We start from the raw sequence: 13,580 nt of genomic DNA, 5'->3' as shown, positions 1-13,580 counted from the left end.
CGTGCGGGTTAGCTGCGCACGCGAAAACGGTTCAGCGGCAGAGTTGCGGCGTGACATCGTCGCAAATGACGCCGGCTGCGCCACCAACAGCCGCTGCGCCCGCGACGTTGCCGCCAGTCGCCGATGCTGCTGCTGCGCCAACGCCGGCACCAATGACGCCGCGCTCAAGGTCGGTGCCTTCGCAAGCTGCAAGACCAAGTGTCGAAGCCGCCACAAGGGTAAGGGCAAGAATACGCATGATATGTCCTCTCTGTTCCGAGCCGTTGCTCGCAAGTCTATTGTAATACCAAACGACCTGTTTGTCAGAAAGGTTCCACGCTTTTCACACTTCGTTACCTTTTTCTGCCGATCATGGCTCTGGGCCTGTTCAAAAACAGTATCAGCAGCATCAGCAGCGCGACGGGAATTGGCTGCAAAAGGCCATGCTGTCGGAAGCGATATTGCTCGGCGCGCCAGACATTGCGTCCTTTTCGAGGACAAGAGCTGATGCTCCGCCCGCGGCCATCCCGACCTCCGATTGCGAGCCAAAAATGCTCCCGCATGAAGCGAGGAAGATTGACGCCAACATGGAGAGGAATACGCGTTGCTTCTGCATGGGCTCACCTCAGATTTGTTTTTCTTTTGCTCTGAGAGTGTAACTGAGCAACGCGACGGATCGATCAGAACCTTGTTGCACAGAGGTTGATCCAAGCCAGACCGTTGCAAATCAGACATGAAACAAAAGATAGACCGGTGGGGCGATCGCTCCGGGGACTCGGTCGACCGCCCCTTCTTGGGGGAATGAACAGAGGCTGAACGAATGGCGCGATGCAGCCGCGTCCCCTGCCCTGACGTCAGGTTTGCAGACCCTCCGCGTCTTGCACAGCCTGTTTTGCGACCCGTCCACGGATCGGCAGCGGGCCGCGCATTCTCAGAAGGGATCGGCAAGTCCACGCGCATCAGTTTTCCCACGGCTCCGCTTCGTCGAAAGCCTCGGGGAAGGACGCACGCGCGGCTGTCTCGTCTATGACAAGAAGCGCCTCGTAATCGGTCGGGTCGAAGTCATCTTTGTTGTACGGCAGAACTTCACGGCCAAACAGCCACGAGAGTCGCCCGGCATCAAGGTTGCCTCGCTCAAACGGCTGATCTCCGAAGTGGTGCCATAGCGCCGACATGAACACCCAATCGGCCTTGCGATCAGGCGGACGGCGGTCACGGTAACGTTCGCGTTTGATGATCTCGGTCGCACCCTTCGGGTTCGCGCGCCGGACCGTAAATTGATAATCGGTGCCCGGGAGACGTCCCGGGAAGCCGCGATGCTTCAGCATATCCGGCCCTCCTTGGTTGGGGCCAGTTCAGCCGTGCTCGATAGGAATGTCGAGGCGAGCGGACACGCCCGCCCCGATAGTTTCTTACTTGTACTTGCCGGTGTAGACGGGCTCGATCGAGATGGGCTCGGGATCGACCACGACGTACTCTTCTTCTTCCTGCTGTGCGCAAGCCGAGAGGCCGGCGACAACCGAAAGCATGGCAAGAAGCTTGATGCTCTTGGACATCTGTGACTCCTGTCAAATTGCAAGGGATCGGTCAGATCCGTCCCTCGTTCCGTTGTGTCGATTGCGGTGATGCAATCAAGAGTAAGATTAACGTGCGTCCTGTGGAAAAGATACGCACCCAAACACAGGATCTTTTTCTGTGACTCTGAAGACGCATAAAGTTGTTCCAAGCCCGCGTTGAGCGCAACATCTTGTGGAAACATCAGAACGCCTCCCAGATGCAGCGGCCATCTTGCACCGAATAACTCTCGAAAAATTGCCGCACATCGGCGGTCGCGTAACCGAACTCCACCGGTTGCGCCATCAATGTCACGATGACACGGTCTGGTGTGGCACCGGTTTCAGCCAAACGCGGCAGCGCGTCTTCTACACACAGGCGCGCCATGTCGTCGGACACCGTCATGTAATCGACCTCCGCGTCCTGCAGCGCAGGTACGACGTAGCGCACGCGGTAAACCGTCGGCTCAGAAATTTCGTCATGGAACGTCACCTCCAGGCCACTGGGCAAAAACAGCTGCCCCGCTGACGCAACAGGACCGGCAAGCGCCGAGCATATCAAGATGGCAATGGGTGTATCAATGAAGCAGCCCCGACACAGTCGTCCGAAGACGTCCGCTCCTCCCGTCGGGGCCGCTTTCGCAGTGGGCGCACCCTCTGCGGAATTCCGTATCATGTGGGTCATTTCCCTCTCCGGGCCCAGGTTTTCCATCGGGCGCGGCGCGCCGGATCGTCCAACAGAGCTTGAATCTGCGACTCGATTCCGTGAGGTATACGACCGTCTACACGCCCTCCAGCGGTAACAGCTAAACCACCCGTGGTAAAGAGAATTTGCACGACGGGAGAGAAGCCACGCAGGTTTTGAACGGCCCTCCATAGGTCCTGACGCACCTGCCGCGCAAGACGCGACGCGCGCAGGTTTTCGAACTCCGATGTGGCCTGCACGTCGAACCTCGGCGGCCAGTGGCGCGCCAACACATAGCCCGCGTCGGACCGCGCCTCCAGCCAACCGCCTTTCAGACGCGTGACCCTGTCAAAGCCTTCCCCCACCATTTCTTGCGTGTCCTTACAGCGGGATATTGTCGTGTTTTTTCCAAGGATTCGTCAGCTGCTTGTTGCGCAGCATGGCAAAGGCCTTGGACACCCGGCGACGGGTCGACTTGGGCTGGATCACTTCGTCAATGAACCCCCGCTCCGCTGCAACAAACGGGTTCGCAAAGCGATCCTCGTATTCGGCAGTGTGGGCGGCGATCTTCTCAGGGTCTTTCAGGTCAGCGCGGTGAATGATCTCCGTCGCTCCCTTGGCCCCCATCACGGCGATCTCGGCCGTGGGCCAAGCGTAATTGACATCGCCGCGCAGGTGCTTGGACGCCATCACGTCGTAGGCGCCGCCGTAAGCCTTGCGGGTGATGACCGTGACCTTCGGCACAGTGGCCTCACCATAGGCAAAGAGCAATTTCGCGCCGTGCTTGATGACACCACCGTATTCCTGCGAGGTTCCGGGCAGAAAGCCTGGCACATCCACAAATGTCAGGATCGGAATCTCGAAACAGTCACAGAACCGCACAAAGCGCGCGGCCTTCCGCGATGAGTCGATGTCCAGACAGCCCGCCAGAACCATCGGCTGGTTGGCCACCACACCCACTGTCCGCCCTTCAAGACGGATGAACCCGGTAATGATGTTGCCCGCGAAATCTTTCTGGATCTCGTAGAAATCCCCCTCGTCCGCGACTTTCTGGATCAACTCCTTCATGTCGTAGGGCGCATTGGCATTGTCAGGAATAATGGTATCGAGCGATGTCTCGATCCGATCCACATCGTCGAAGAACGGACGCACGGGTGGCTTTTCGCGATTGTTCAGCGGCAAAAAGTCCACAAGGCGGCGCACTTCGGCAAGCGCTTCCACATCGTTTTCAAACGCCCCGTCGGCAACGGAGGATTTCCGCGTGTGCGTGGTTGCGCCGCCAAGCTCCTCAGCGGTGACGACCTCATTGGTGACGGTTTTCACCACGTCAGGGCCGGTGACGAACATGTAAGACGAATCCTTCACCATGAAGATGAAGTCCGTCATCGCCGGCGAATAGACCGCACCGCCAGCACAGGGGCCCATGATGACGGAGATCTGCGGTATCACCCCCGAGGCCAACACGTTGCGCTGAAAGATCTCGGCATAGCCCGCCAATGCGTCCACGCCCTCCTGGATGCGGGCACCGCCGGAATCGTTCAGCCCGATCACGGGCGCTCCGTTCTGAACTGCCATGTCCATGATCTTGCAAATCTTCTGCGCGTGCGTCGCCGAAACGGAGCCGCCAAGCACGGTAAAGTCCTGGCTGAACACATAGACCATGCGGCCATTGATCGTGCCCCAGCCTGTAACCACGCCGTCGCCATAGGGACGATTGTTTTCCATGCCGAAGTCGGTGCAGCGATGGGCGACGAATGTATCGTATTCCTCGAAGGACCCCTCATCCACCAGCAGCTCGATCCGCTCCCGAGCGGTCAACTTGCCTTTGCCATGCTGTGCGTCGATGCGATTTTGACCACCGCCCAGCCGGGCATTTTCCCGGCGATCGTGCAATTCCTGAATGATGTCTTTCATCGCAAAGGCCCCTTTTGGTTTGCGCGGACCATACAGCGCAGACGCAGCATAACAAGAACTTCCTCGCAAATTTGCAAACTCAGGAAACTGCCTCGCTAGCAAATTGCAAACTGGCATAATAGCGTGCCTTGCACATGCAAATGATGGACAAAGCTATTTCCTCACCCTAACCCGATATCATGACCACCGTTCCCTCGAAGCGCCTCTTTGACCGCGCCACACCGCCCAACATCGTCACGCTGGTGCTGTTGTCCAGCATGTCGGCGCTGACGCTCAACGTTTTCGTCCCGGCTTTGCAGCTGATGGCCGACTGGTTCGACACGGAATACCACATCATTCAGCTGGCCGTCACACTGACGCTGGCCGTGAACGCGGTTCTTCAGCTGATTATCGGACCGCTGTCGGACAAGTTCGGGCGGCGTCCCGTGATCTTGTGGGGGCTGACGGCCTTCACCGTGGGCACCGTGGGTACACTCGTCGCAGAGGATGTGACGACCTTCCTGGTTTGCCGCATGATCCAGAGCGCGTCGGTCGTCGGCATGGTCCTCAGCCGCGCCATCGTGCGGGACCTCTATCCGCCGGATGAAGCAGCGTCCCGGATTGGATATGTCACAATGGGCATGGCCCTGGTTCCCATGCTCGCGCCGATCTTCGGCGGCGTGCTGGCCGAAACCTTTGGATGGCAGTCGAACTTCTGGCTCCTTCTGGTGTGCGGCCTGGCCATGGTCTGGCTGTGCTGGGCCGACGTGGGCGAGACCGCGACCAAATCCGGCCTGACGCTCACCCAACAGTTCCAGCAATACCCGGAGCTGTTCCGCGCACCGCGTTTCTGGGGATACGCGCTGGCCTGCGCCCTGTCGTCGGGTGCATTCTTCTCCTACGTTGGCGGCGCGTCTTTCGTCGGCATGCAGGTGTTCGAACTCTCGGCACGCACCTTGGGGTTCTTCTTTGGCGCGCCCGCGGTGGGCTACGCGTTGGGCAACTTCGCCTCGGGCCGATACTCCGCCCGGATCGGCATCAACAAAATGGTGCTCTGGGGCGGGTTGATCGTGTCTGGCGGCATGGCAGCGTCGCTGATTTGTTTCGCCTTGGGTCTGGACACGCAATGGACCTTCTTCGGCTTCATGACCCTCGTGGGGCTCGGCAACGGGCTGACCATTCCCAACGCCACGGCAGGCGCCCTGTCCGTACGCCCCCACCTTGCCGGTACGGCGTCCGGGCTTGCCGGCGCCATCATGCTCGGCGGCGGCGCGATCCTGTCTCAGGCCGCCGGCACTCTGCTCACAATCGAAACCGGCGCATGGCCCCTGCTCTGGATGATGTTCGGCTCTGGCGTTGCATCGGTCTTCGCCATTCTTCTGGTGATCTGGCGCGAGCGTCGCGTCGGGGGGCTGGACCTGGCGCGCTGAATTTGCAAAACATTTGCCAGAAATTGGCAAAGGTGCAAACATGGCGACGCAGAAACTCTACGCCGGGGCAAAGCTGCGCGACATCCGCGGTCGCCTCGGCCTGACGCAAAAGGACTTTGCCGCAAAGCTCGGCATCTCCCTGCCCTATCTCAACCAGATGGAAAACAACAATCGTCCCGTCAGCACCACCGTGGTGCTGGCGCTGGCGCAAGAGTTCGGCTTCGACGTTACCGAGCTAGGCCAAGGGGATGCCGAGCGTCTGGTTACCGACATGCGAGAAGCCCTGGCCGATCCTGTCTTTGGCGACACCACACCGCAACTGGCGGATTTGCGGCTCACGGCGTCCAACGCTCCGGTGCTGGCGCGCGCCTTTCTTGCTCTGCACCGCGCCTATCGCCAGACCCACGAGCGCCTCGCCTCTCTGGACGAGGCACTGGGCCGCGAAGGGTCGCAACTCCAGCCCTCCCCATGGGAGGAGGTGCGCGATTTCTTCCACTACTGCGACAACTATATCGACGCCGTGGACCGCGCTGCCGAACGCTTTGCTGGTCAACTGACGGCCCAAGGGGATCTGCGCTCCGGTGCGCTCGCCCGCCTCGAAGCCGATGGCTACACCGTGAATTTCGCCCAAAGCACACCGATGCGGACCTTCGATTCTGTGCGAAGAACCCTGACCCTCTCTTCTCTGCTCCCACTCGAAACGCAGACGTTCCAACTGCTTGTCCAACTCGCGCTGTTGCGACAAAACCAACTGCTCGATGCCACGCTTGACCTTGCGCGTTTCCAGTCCGAGGAAGCCCGGGCCATCGCAAAACTTGGTCTCGCCAATTATTTTGCCGGGGCGGCCTTGATGCCCTACGGGGCTTTCCTGAGCGCCGCGCAGGACACACGGCACGATCTGGAACTGCTGGCTGCAAAATTCGGTGCCTCCATCGAACAGGTGGCCCACCGTCTGTCCACCCTGCAGCGCCCTGGCGCAAAAGGCGTGCCGTTCTTCTTTGTCCGGGTCGATCAGGCTGGCACGATCACCAAACGGCACTCTGCCACCCGGCTTCAATTTGCCCGTTTCGGTGGTGCCTGCCCGCTTTGGAACGTGCACCGCGCCTTTGAAACCCCGGGGCGTTTCTTGCGGCAGCTGGCCGAAACCCCGGACGGCGTGCGCTATATCTCTCTGGCAAGCGATGTGTCGAAATCCGGCGGGCATTTCGGGGCCCCGGTTCGCCGCTATGCGATTTCACTGGGCTGCGAAGTCCGCCACGCCTCCGCCCTCGTCTATGCTGACGGGCTGGACGTGACGCGCGCCTCTGCGTTTGAGCCGATAGGCATTTCCTGTCGCATCTGCGAGCGGACGAATTGCCACCAACGCTCTGTCCCGCCACTGGAAAAGCGGCTGACAACCACGCCGAACATACGCGACGTGCTGCCCTACCGGCTGGAGTGACGCATGTGGGGCCAACGCTGCGCCAAATCCGCCATCAGCCCCCGATCCACATCGTCCATCGGGCCAAAAGCCCACGGCCGAAATCGCAACCGAAACGCGGCCAAGACTTCGGCGGCCTCTCCCCGATACCCAAACCGCCGCGCGTCGAGATCAAAATCGCCCGGCGCAACACACTGGGGCCAAACGCCAAAGCCTTGCATCGCCAACCTTTGCCAGTCGAACTTTGGACCGGGATCAATCTTGCGCGCCACAGCACTGTCGGAATGACCAAGCACGCGCTCCGCTGCGATACCCCATCGCGCAACAACGCCACGCAAAAGATGTTCCAACGCCGTCATCTGCGGCTCTGGAAACGGATGCGTCGCGGGATTGGCCAGCTCAATGCCGATGCTGTGAGAGTTCAGATCTTCGCATGCGCCCCAGGCTCCGCGCCCGGCGTGCCACGCCCGATCTGCCTCGCGCACCATCTGCCAAACCCGTCCATCCTCCGCGATCAGGTAGTGCGCGGACACCTCGTAATCAGGATCGCACAGCCGCGCCAGAGCGGCCGCAGAACTTTGCATCGCCGTGTAGTGCAACAAAACGCAATCCGGCGCGGAACACCCGCGCCGGTCGCCGAAATTCAGGGAAGGATGCCAGACGGCCTCAGCCACCTCGGAAATCAGCCCTTGGCCGCCCGGAATGGGGCCGGGTTCCAACCGCAGGCATAGCCGTCGCCATCCGGGTCCATGCCTTTGCGGTCCCTTTCCGGCCCGCCCTGCGCGAGGAATTCCTCCTGCGCCAGATCCGCCGAGGGGAAGCTGCCACAGGATTGCGCATACTTGGTCTCAGCCCGGAAGGATGACCGCTTGTACAGCGCGGTGCCAACCGGGTTGGTCGATTGCAATGCAAAGGCCACGATGTTCGGACGGCTGGAGCCGGGGCGCGCCGGCACATCCGTCGGCTGGATCACCTCATACTGGGCGCGGTTCTGAGCAATCATCGCCGCGTCCGCGCTGATGTCACGTTGAGCAGACACCGCGTTGAAATCGTTCTCACCCGAAATCCCACGCGCGTTTTCAACGATCGCAGGTGCAGGATTCGAGGGAGACGCATTGACCGGGGCCTCGCCGGAGTTCAGCGCAGCCGCCGCCTGGCGCGCGATGGCGTCGGAATTGTCCTGGGCGCCGGATGCCCCACCGGTCAGCTGGGTTTCGCGTTCATCGCGATAATCATCATAGTTGCCAAAGCCCACGCCCTGCCCGGAATCAGTGACCCCAGCGGCGCTGTCCGGCATCGACGTCGTACATCCGGCCAAAGCCGCTGCCGCCATCACACCACTAAGAATATACCGCATCGTCCGCCCCACATGTCGATGCGGGGGCCATCGTGCCCCCGCGTTGGTCGCGCCTTACCACCATTTCCCGGGCTTGGAAACAAAGCCAGCGGCCCGTTCCAGCGCATAGGCGGTATTCAGCAAATCGCCCTCTTCCCAAGGGCGCCCAATCAGTTGCAGCCCCAGCGGCAGCCCTTGCGCATCCACACCTGTCGGCACGGCGACGCCCGGAAGCCCGGCAAGGTTCACCGTCACAGTGAACACATCGTTGAGGTACATCTTCACCGGATCGGCGTCTTTCATTTCGCCCAGACCAAAGGCCGCAGAGGGCGTTGTCGGCGTCAGGATCGCATCCACGCCCTGCGCGAACACATCCTCAAAGTCCTTCTTGATCAGCGTCCGGACCTTGCGCGCCTTGTTGTAATAGGCGTCGTAAAAGCCAGCAGACAGCACGTAAGTGCCAACCATGACACGGCGCTTGACCTCTTCGCCGAAGCCCTCGGCGCGGGTTTTTTCGTACATCTCGGTGATGCCGTCGCCCTGCCCCAGCTGTGCGCGGTGGCCGTAGCGAACACCGTCATACCGCGCGAGGTTCGACGATGCTTCGGCCGGTGCAATGACGTAGTACGTCGGCAACGCGTATTTGGTGTGCGGCAGCGAGATATCGACGATCTCCGCGCCCGCGTCCTTCAGCATGGCGCGGCCCTCGGCCCAAAGCGCCTCTATCTCGGCGGGCATGCCATCCATGTGATATTCCTTGGGAATACCGATCTTCTTGCCCTTGATGTCGCCTGTCAGCGCCGCTTCGAAATCCGGCACGGGGAGGTCGGCAGAGGTGCTGTCCTTCGCATCGTGACCACACATCGCCTGCAGCATGATCGCCGCATCGCTCACGTCCTTCGTCATCGGGCCCGCCTGATCCAGCGAGGAGGCAAACGCCACCACACCCCAGCGCGAGCAGCGCCCGTAAGTCGGTTTGATGCCCGTGATGCCGGTGAAGGCGGCAGGCTGGCGGATAGAGCCACCGGTGTCGGTGCCCGTCGCGCCAAGGCAAAGGTCCGCGGCCACAGCCGCGGCAGACCCGCCAGACGAGCCACCCGGCGTCAGCTGGGCCTCATCATTGCCACGTCGCCACGGGTTGACGGCATTGCCGTAGACGGACGTTTCGTTCGACGATCCCATGGCGAATTCGTCCATGTTGAGCTTGCCCAACATGACTGCGCCAGCGTCGAACAACTGGCTGGTGATGGTGCTCTCATACTCGGGTTTGAAGCCCTGAAGGATGCGCGAGGCCGCCTGACTGTCCACACCCTTGGTGCAAAACAGATCCTTGATCCCAAGCGGAATACCACACATGGCAGGCGCATCGCCCGACTTGATACGTGCATCGGCGGCGGCAGCCTGTTCACGCGCGATTTCGGGCGTTTTGTGCACAAACGCGTTCAACGCACCGGCGCCTTCGATAGCGGTCAGGCAGGCCTCGGTCAGCTCGGCAGATGTCACATCCCCCTTGCGCAGCGCATCGCGGGCTTCGGCGATCTTCAGTTTTGTCAGTTCGCTCATTATTCGACCACCTTCGGCACGGCAAAGAAGCCCTCGCGCGCATCAGGCGCGTTTTTCAGGACCTTGTCCTGCATCCCGCCATCGGTCACGCCGTCCTGGCGACGTTTCAGACGCATGGGCGTCACGGAAACCATCGGCTCCACCCCGTCCACATCCACCTCGTTCAACTGTTCGATGAAGCCAAGGATATCGTTAAAGGCGTGGGCCAGATCCGGCAGCTCGTCCTCTTCCACCTTGATCCGCGCGAGCTTGGCGACGCGGGCGGCAGTCTCGATGTCGATCGACATGGGGGCCTCATTTGCGAAAATATCTTGCGCCGCTTTACCCGCCCAAGTCGCGGGTCGCAAGTCCGCCGGACGCGGCGCGCGCGATGATCTTGGGTCGCGCTTGATGGTGCCGCAGGTCGAGCCGCATCCGGGGCGATCCAGCTGCGCACCAGAACAGTGCTTTCGGCTCCGCCAGCGGCTGCCTATAGTCACGTGAAAACAGACCTCGGGACGAGCAGAAAACCATGGCCACGCCCCCGCGCAACACGCAGCCCGTCAACATTCTGATTATCGGTCAGAATGGTCGCCTCGCCTACGAGGCACTGCTCTTTGCGGCCTCCCGCGCGTCTCGCTCGGCCAACGACGGCTTTCGACTGTATGTTGCCGAACCCGCGCCCGGCCCGCTCTGGCCCAATGATCCTACGATCCGCGACCCCGATCTGCGCGCCGCGCTCGAAGGCTTCGGCGCCGAAATCATCCGCTTCGACAGCCAGCATTTCGGCCACGCGTATCCCTATGGCAACAAGATCGAGGCCCTCTTCGCCCTGCCCAAGGGCGAGCCTTTCATCTTCTTCGACACCGATACGCTTGTCCTGGACGACCTTGCCTCCGTCCCGTTCAACTTTGACCGCCCCACCGCGTCGATGAATCGCGAAGGCACGTGGCCCAAGCTGGAACTTTACGGTCCCGGCTACACCGAAATCTGGGGATCGCTTTACGAGCGCTTCGGCCTGGACTTTGACAGCAGCCTCGACCGCTCTCAACCCGACGAATACTGGAAGCGCTACCTGTATTTCAACGCGGGCTTTTTCTTTTATCGCTGCCCGCATGAGTTCGGCACGCTGTTCCGCGATTACGCGCTGGAGATCCGCGACAATCCACCCCGCGCCCTGATCTGCCAAAGCTTCGATCCATGGCTCGATCAAATCGCCCTGCCGCTGGTGATCCATGCGCTTGGCGGTGGGCGGGACACACTTCCGGCAGGTCTGCTGGATGGAACGGTCACCTGCCATTATCGCACGCTGCCGCTGCTCTATGCGCGCGAAGCAGATGATGTGGTGACCCTCCTCGAAGACATCTCCGCCCCCAACGAGGTCAAGAAGCTGCTCAAGCAATATGACCCGTTCAAGCGCATGATTTACCAGAACCGTGGCCAAAAGGTGCGCAACCTTTTCGACCAAAACAACCTGCCACGGCGTGAACAGGCGATCCGCAACACCATCAAACGCGAAGGGTTCTGGATGCGTTGACCCCCGCCGATGCGTCAACGATTTCCCGCCCTCGCTGACACACGGCCTCAGGCGGATGCGTCCGGCGGGTCAGCTTTGCCCCCATACAATGAACGCGACCAGCAAGACTGCCCGGGCCAACGGCCTGCGGTCCGTCGTTGACAGACACGTCCCGGAACCGCCCCGCGCTCCCGGCGTTGTGATCACATGGACATACTCTCCCTGATCTCCGACATGCTGTACCAAGGTTGGCAGGACATCTTTCGCACGGTGTTTGTCGGCGTGCTCGGCTACGCGGCGCTGATCACGATGCTGCGCATTTCCGGCAAGCGCACACTGGCCAAGCTCAACGCCTTTGACCTCGTGGTCACGGTGGCCATCGGCTCTGTCCTTGCGACGATACTGCTGTCCGAGGACGTGGCGCTGGCCGAGGGAATCGCCGCCTTGTTCACCTTGATTGGCCTGCAATGGGCGCTGGCCCGCGCCTCCATGGCGTCGGACACATTGGCACGGGTGGTGCGCTCGGAGCCGCGCTTGCTGATGCACAAAGGCGAGATATTGCACGAAGCCCTGCACGACGAACGTATCCTCAAGAATGAACTGATGACGGTCATCCGCAGCGCCGCCCCTGCTGACCCGGACAAAGTCACTGCAGTGATCCTAGAAACCGACGGCAGCTTCAGCGTGATCGGACACGGAGCAGACGGCGAGCCGGTGAACTTTGCCCGCGCCGGGCTGAACGTTGCCCAAACCGGCCGATAAGACCGCTGCCTTGAGGCGGGGCGCGCTGCGCTGCTTGCCGCTGTCGTGCGGCTGTCATACGGTCCCCCCGAACAACTTTCAGGGAGAGACACCCCCATGACCGATGAACCCAACTACGGTTTTGACACGCTGCAAATTCATGCAGGCGCGCGGCCCGATCCGGCAACAGGCGCACGTCAGACGCCGATCTACCAGACAACGGCATATGTATTCCGCGATGCTGAACACGCGGCGGCGCTGTTCAACCTGCAAGAGGTCGGCTACATCTACTCGCGCCTGACCAACCCCACGGTTGCCGCGCTGCAGGAACGCATGGCCACGCTCGAAGGCGGCGCAGGCGCGGTCTGCTGCTCCTCGGGCCACGCAGCCCAGATCATGGCGCTCTTCCCGCTGATGGGACCGGGCAAGAACATCGTGGCCTCCTCGCGCCTCTATGGCGGGACGATCACCCAGTTCTCCCAGACCATCAAACGCTTCGGCTGGTCCGCGACCTTCGTGGATTTCGACGACCTCGATGCTGTGAAAGCGGCCATCGACGACGACACCCGTGCGGTCTTCTGCGAGAGCATCGCAAACCCCGGTGGCTACATCACCGACCTTGACGCGATTTCCGCCATCTCTGATGCGGCCGGCATCCCGCTGATCGTCGACAACACCTCGGCCACGCCCTACCTCTGCCGCCCGATCGAGCACGGCGCGACATTGGTCGTGCATTCGATGACCAAATACCTGACCGGCAACGGCACGGTCACCGGCGGCTGCGTGGTGGATTCGGGCAAATTCGACTGGTCCGCCTCGAACAAGTTCCCCTCGCTCTCCGCCCCGGAGCCCGCCTACCACGGCTTGAAGTTCCACGAGACCTTTGGCCCGCTGGCCTTCACCTTCCACGGCATCGCCATCGGTCTGCGCGACCTCGGCATGACGTTGAACCCTCAAGCGGCGCATTACACCCTGATGGGCATCGAAACCCTGTCCTTGCGTATGGAAAAGCACGTCAAAAATGCGCTCGAAGTGGCCGGCTGGCTCGAAGGGCATGACGCGGTCGAAGCGGTGACCTATGCCGGGCTGGACAGCTCGCCCTACCATCACCGGATCAAGAGCATCTGCCCCAAGGGGGCCGGCGGCCTGTTCACCGTGGCGCTCAAGGGCGGCTACGAGTCCTGCATCAAGTTCGTCGATTCGCTGGAGATCTTCTCTCACGTGGCCAACCTTGGCGACACGCGCAGCCTGGTGATTCACTCCGCCTCCACCACGCACCGCCAGCTGAACGAAGAGCAACAGATCGCCGCGGGGGCCGCTCCGAACGTGGTTCGTATTTCCATCGGCACAGAGGACGCCAAGGATCTGATTGCCGATCTGGATCAGGCTCTGTCCAAGGCGTAAGCACATAATCCATAGGCCGGGGATCACCCCGGCCTATGTTGAAAACCACGCTATTCAGGCGATGCGCGTCCCATCGGCAAA

The 13,580-nt window shown here is 61.3% G+C and carries 15 protein-coding genes; 5 read left to right on the top strand and 10 right to left on the bottom strand.

Annotated elements, in window-relative coordinates:
- Nucleotides 1-31: 31 nt before the first annotated feature.
- The 6 genes from J4E08_RS00800 to J4E08_RS00775 all read right to left on the bottom strand — a co-directional run bounded on the left by J4E08_RS00800 (nucleotide 32) and on the right by J4E08_RS00775 (nucleotide 4,131).
- Nucleotides 32-238, bottom strand: a complete 207-nt coding sequence (locus J4E08_RS00800) for a hypothetical protein (protein ID WP_183965429.1) — start codon at nucleotides 236-238, stop codon at nucleotides 32-34.
- A gap of 150 nt (nucleotides 239-388) precedes the next feature.
- Nucleotides 389-595: a hypothetical protein gene (locus J4E08_RS00795; protein WP_349536885.1), complete on the bottom strand. Its 207-nt coding sequence runs from the start codon at nucleotides 593-595 to the stop codon at nucleotides 389-391.
- 343 nt (nucleotides 596-938) lie between these two features.
- Entirely contained in the window at nucleotides 939-1,307 is a 369-nt protein-coding gene (locus J4E08_RS00790; RefSeq protein WP_183965431.1) for a hypothetical protein, read from the bottom strand.
- 84 nt (nucleotides 1,308-1,391) lie between these two features.
- Nucleotides 1,392-1,535, bottom strand: coding sequence for a hypothetical protein (locus tag J4E08_RS00785; protein ID WP_183965433.1), 144 nt, complete (start codon nucleotides 1,533-1,535; stop codon nucleotides 1,392-1,394).
- Nucleotides 1,536-1,737: 202 nt separating this feature from the next.
- On the bottom strand, nucleotides 1,738-2,208 hold the full coding sequence (locus J4E08_RS00780) for a DUF6497 family protein (protein ID WP_349536884.1): 471 nt from the start codon (nucleotides 2,206-2,208) through the stop codon (nucleotides 1,738-1,740).
- Nucleotides 2,209-2,598: 390 nt separating this feature from the next.
- On the bottom strand, nucleotides 2,599-4,131 hold the full coding sequence (locus J4E08_RS00775; RefSeq protein WP_349536883.1) for an acyl-CoA carboxylase subunit beta: 1,533 nt from the start codon (nucleotides 4,129-4,131) through the stop codon (nucleotides 2,599-2,601).
- A gap of 179 nt (nucleotides 4,132-4,310) precedes the next feature.
- Here J4E08_RS00775 and J4E08_RS00770 point away from each other — a divergent pair, with 179 nt between their 5' ends.
- Both J4E08_RS00770 and J4E08_RS00765 read left to right on the top strand, forming a co-directional pair.
- A complete protein-coding gene (locus tag J4E08_RS00770; protein WP_183965439.1) occupies nucleotides 4,311-5,540 on the top strand; it encodes a multidrug effflux MFS transporter in 1,230 nt (409 codons plus the stop codon).
- 40 nt (nucleotides 5,541-5,580) lie between these two features.
- Entirely contained in the window at nucleotides 5,581-6,981 is a 1,401-nt protein-coding gene (locus J4E08_RS00765; RefSeq protein ID WP_349536882.1) for a helix-turn-helix domain-containing protein, read from the top strand.
- Here the strand turns inward: J4E08_RS00765 and J4E08_RS00760 are convergent.
- Genes J4E08_RS00760 through gatC form a run of 4 tightly spaced genes read right to left on the bottom strand, consistent with a single transcriptional unit; the run spans nucleotide 6,966 to nucleotide 10,146 of the window.
- A complete protein-coding gene (locus J4E08_RS00760) occupies nucleotides 6,966-7,634 on the bottom strand; it encodes an N-acetylmuramoyl-L-alanine amidase (protein WP_502949239.1) in 669 nt (222 codons plus the stop codon). The two genes, J4E08_RS00765 and J4E08_RS00760, sit on opposite strands and share 16 nt — an antisense overlap.
- Nucleotides 7,635-7,642: 8 nt before the next feature.
- Nucleotides 7,643-8,317 carry a hypothetical protein gene (locus J4E08_RS00755; protein WP_349536880.1) on the bottom strand — a complete coding sequence of 225 codons (675 nt, stop codon included), beginning with the start codon at nucleotides 8,315-8,317 and terminating at the stop codon, nucleotides 7,643-7,645.
- Between the two features lie 54 nt (nucleotides 8,318-8,371).
- Complete coding sequence (gene gatA, locus J4E08_RS00750) at nucleotides 8,372-9,859, bottom strand: Asp-tRNA(Asn)/Glu-tRNA(Gln) amidotransferase subunit GatA (protein ID WP_349536879.1); 1,488 nt, start codon at nucleotides 9,857-9,859, stop codon at nucleotides 8,372-8,374.
- Nucleotides 9,859-10,146, bottom strand: a complete 288-nt coding sequence (gatC, locus tag J4E08_RS00745) for an Asp-tRNA(Asn)/Glu-tRNA(Gln) amidotransferase subunit GatC (protein ID WP_183965445.1) — start codon at nucleotides 10,144-10,146, stop codon at nucleotides 9,859-9,861. The genes gatA and gatC overlap by 1 nt, the downstream gene beginning before the upstream one ends.
- A 224-nt stretch (nucleotides 10,147-10,370) precedes the next feature.
- Here gatC and J4E08_RS00740 point away from each other — a divergent pair, with 224 nt between their 5' ends.
- From J4E08_RS00740 to J4E08_RS00730, 3 genes are all read left to right on the top strand, one after another.
- Nucleotides 10,371-11,375, top strand: a complete 1,005-nt coding sequence (locus J4E08_RS00740; RefSeq protein WP_349536877.1) for a GT-B fold glycosyltransferase domain-containing protein — start codon at nucleotides 10,371-10,373, stop codon at nucleotides 11,373-11,375.
- A gap of 186 nt (nucleotides 11,376-11,561) precedes the next feature.
- Complete coding sequence (locus tag J4E08_RS00735; protein ID WP_349536876.1) at nucleotides 11,562-12,116, top strand: DUF421 domain-containing protein; 555 nt, start codon at nucleotides 11,562-11,564, stop codon at nucleotides 12,114-12,116.
- 96 nt (nucleotides 12,117-12,212) lie between these two features.
- Nucleotides 12,213-13,499, top strand: a complete 1,287-nt coding sequence (locus J4E08_RS00730) for an O-acetylhomoserine aminocarboxypropyltransferase/cysteine synthase family protein (RefSeq protein WP_349536875.1) — start codon at nucleotides 12,213-12,215, stop codon at nucleotides 13,497-13,499.
- The last annotated feature ends 81 nt before the right edge of the window (nucleotides 13,500-13,580 follow it).

The sequence above is a fragment of the Sagittula sp. NFXS13 genome (assembly GCF_040148795.1).
In the GTDB taxonomy this organism is placed as follows: domain Bacteria; phylum Pseudomonadota; class Alphaproteobacteria; order Rhodobacterales; family Rhodobacteraceae; genus Sagittula; species Sagittula marina.
The sequence above is the reverse complement of the archived record's forward strand: the minus strand, read 5'-3'. Positions and strand labels throughout refer to the sequence as shown.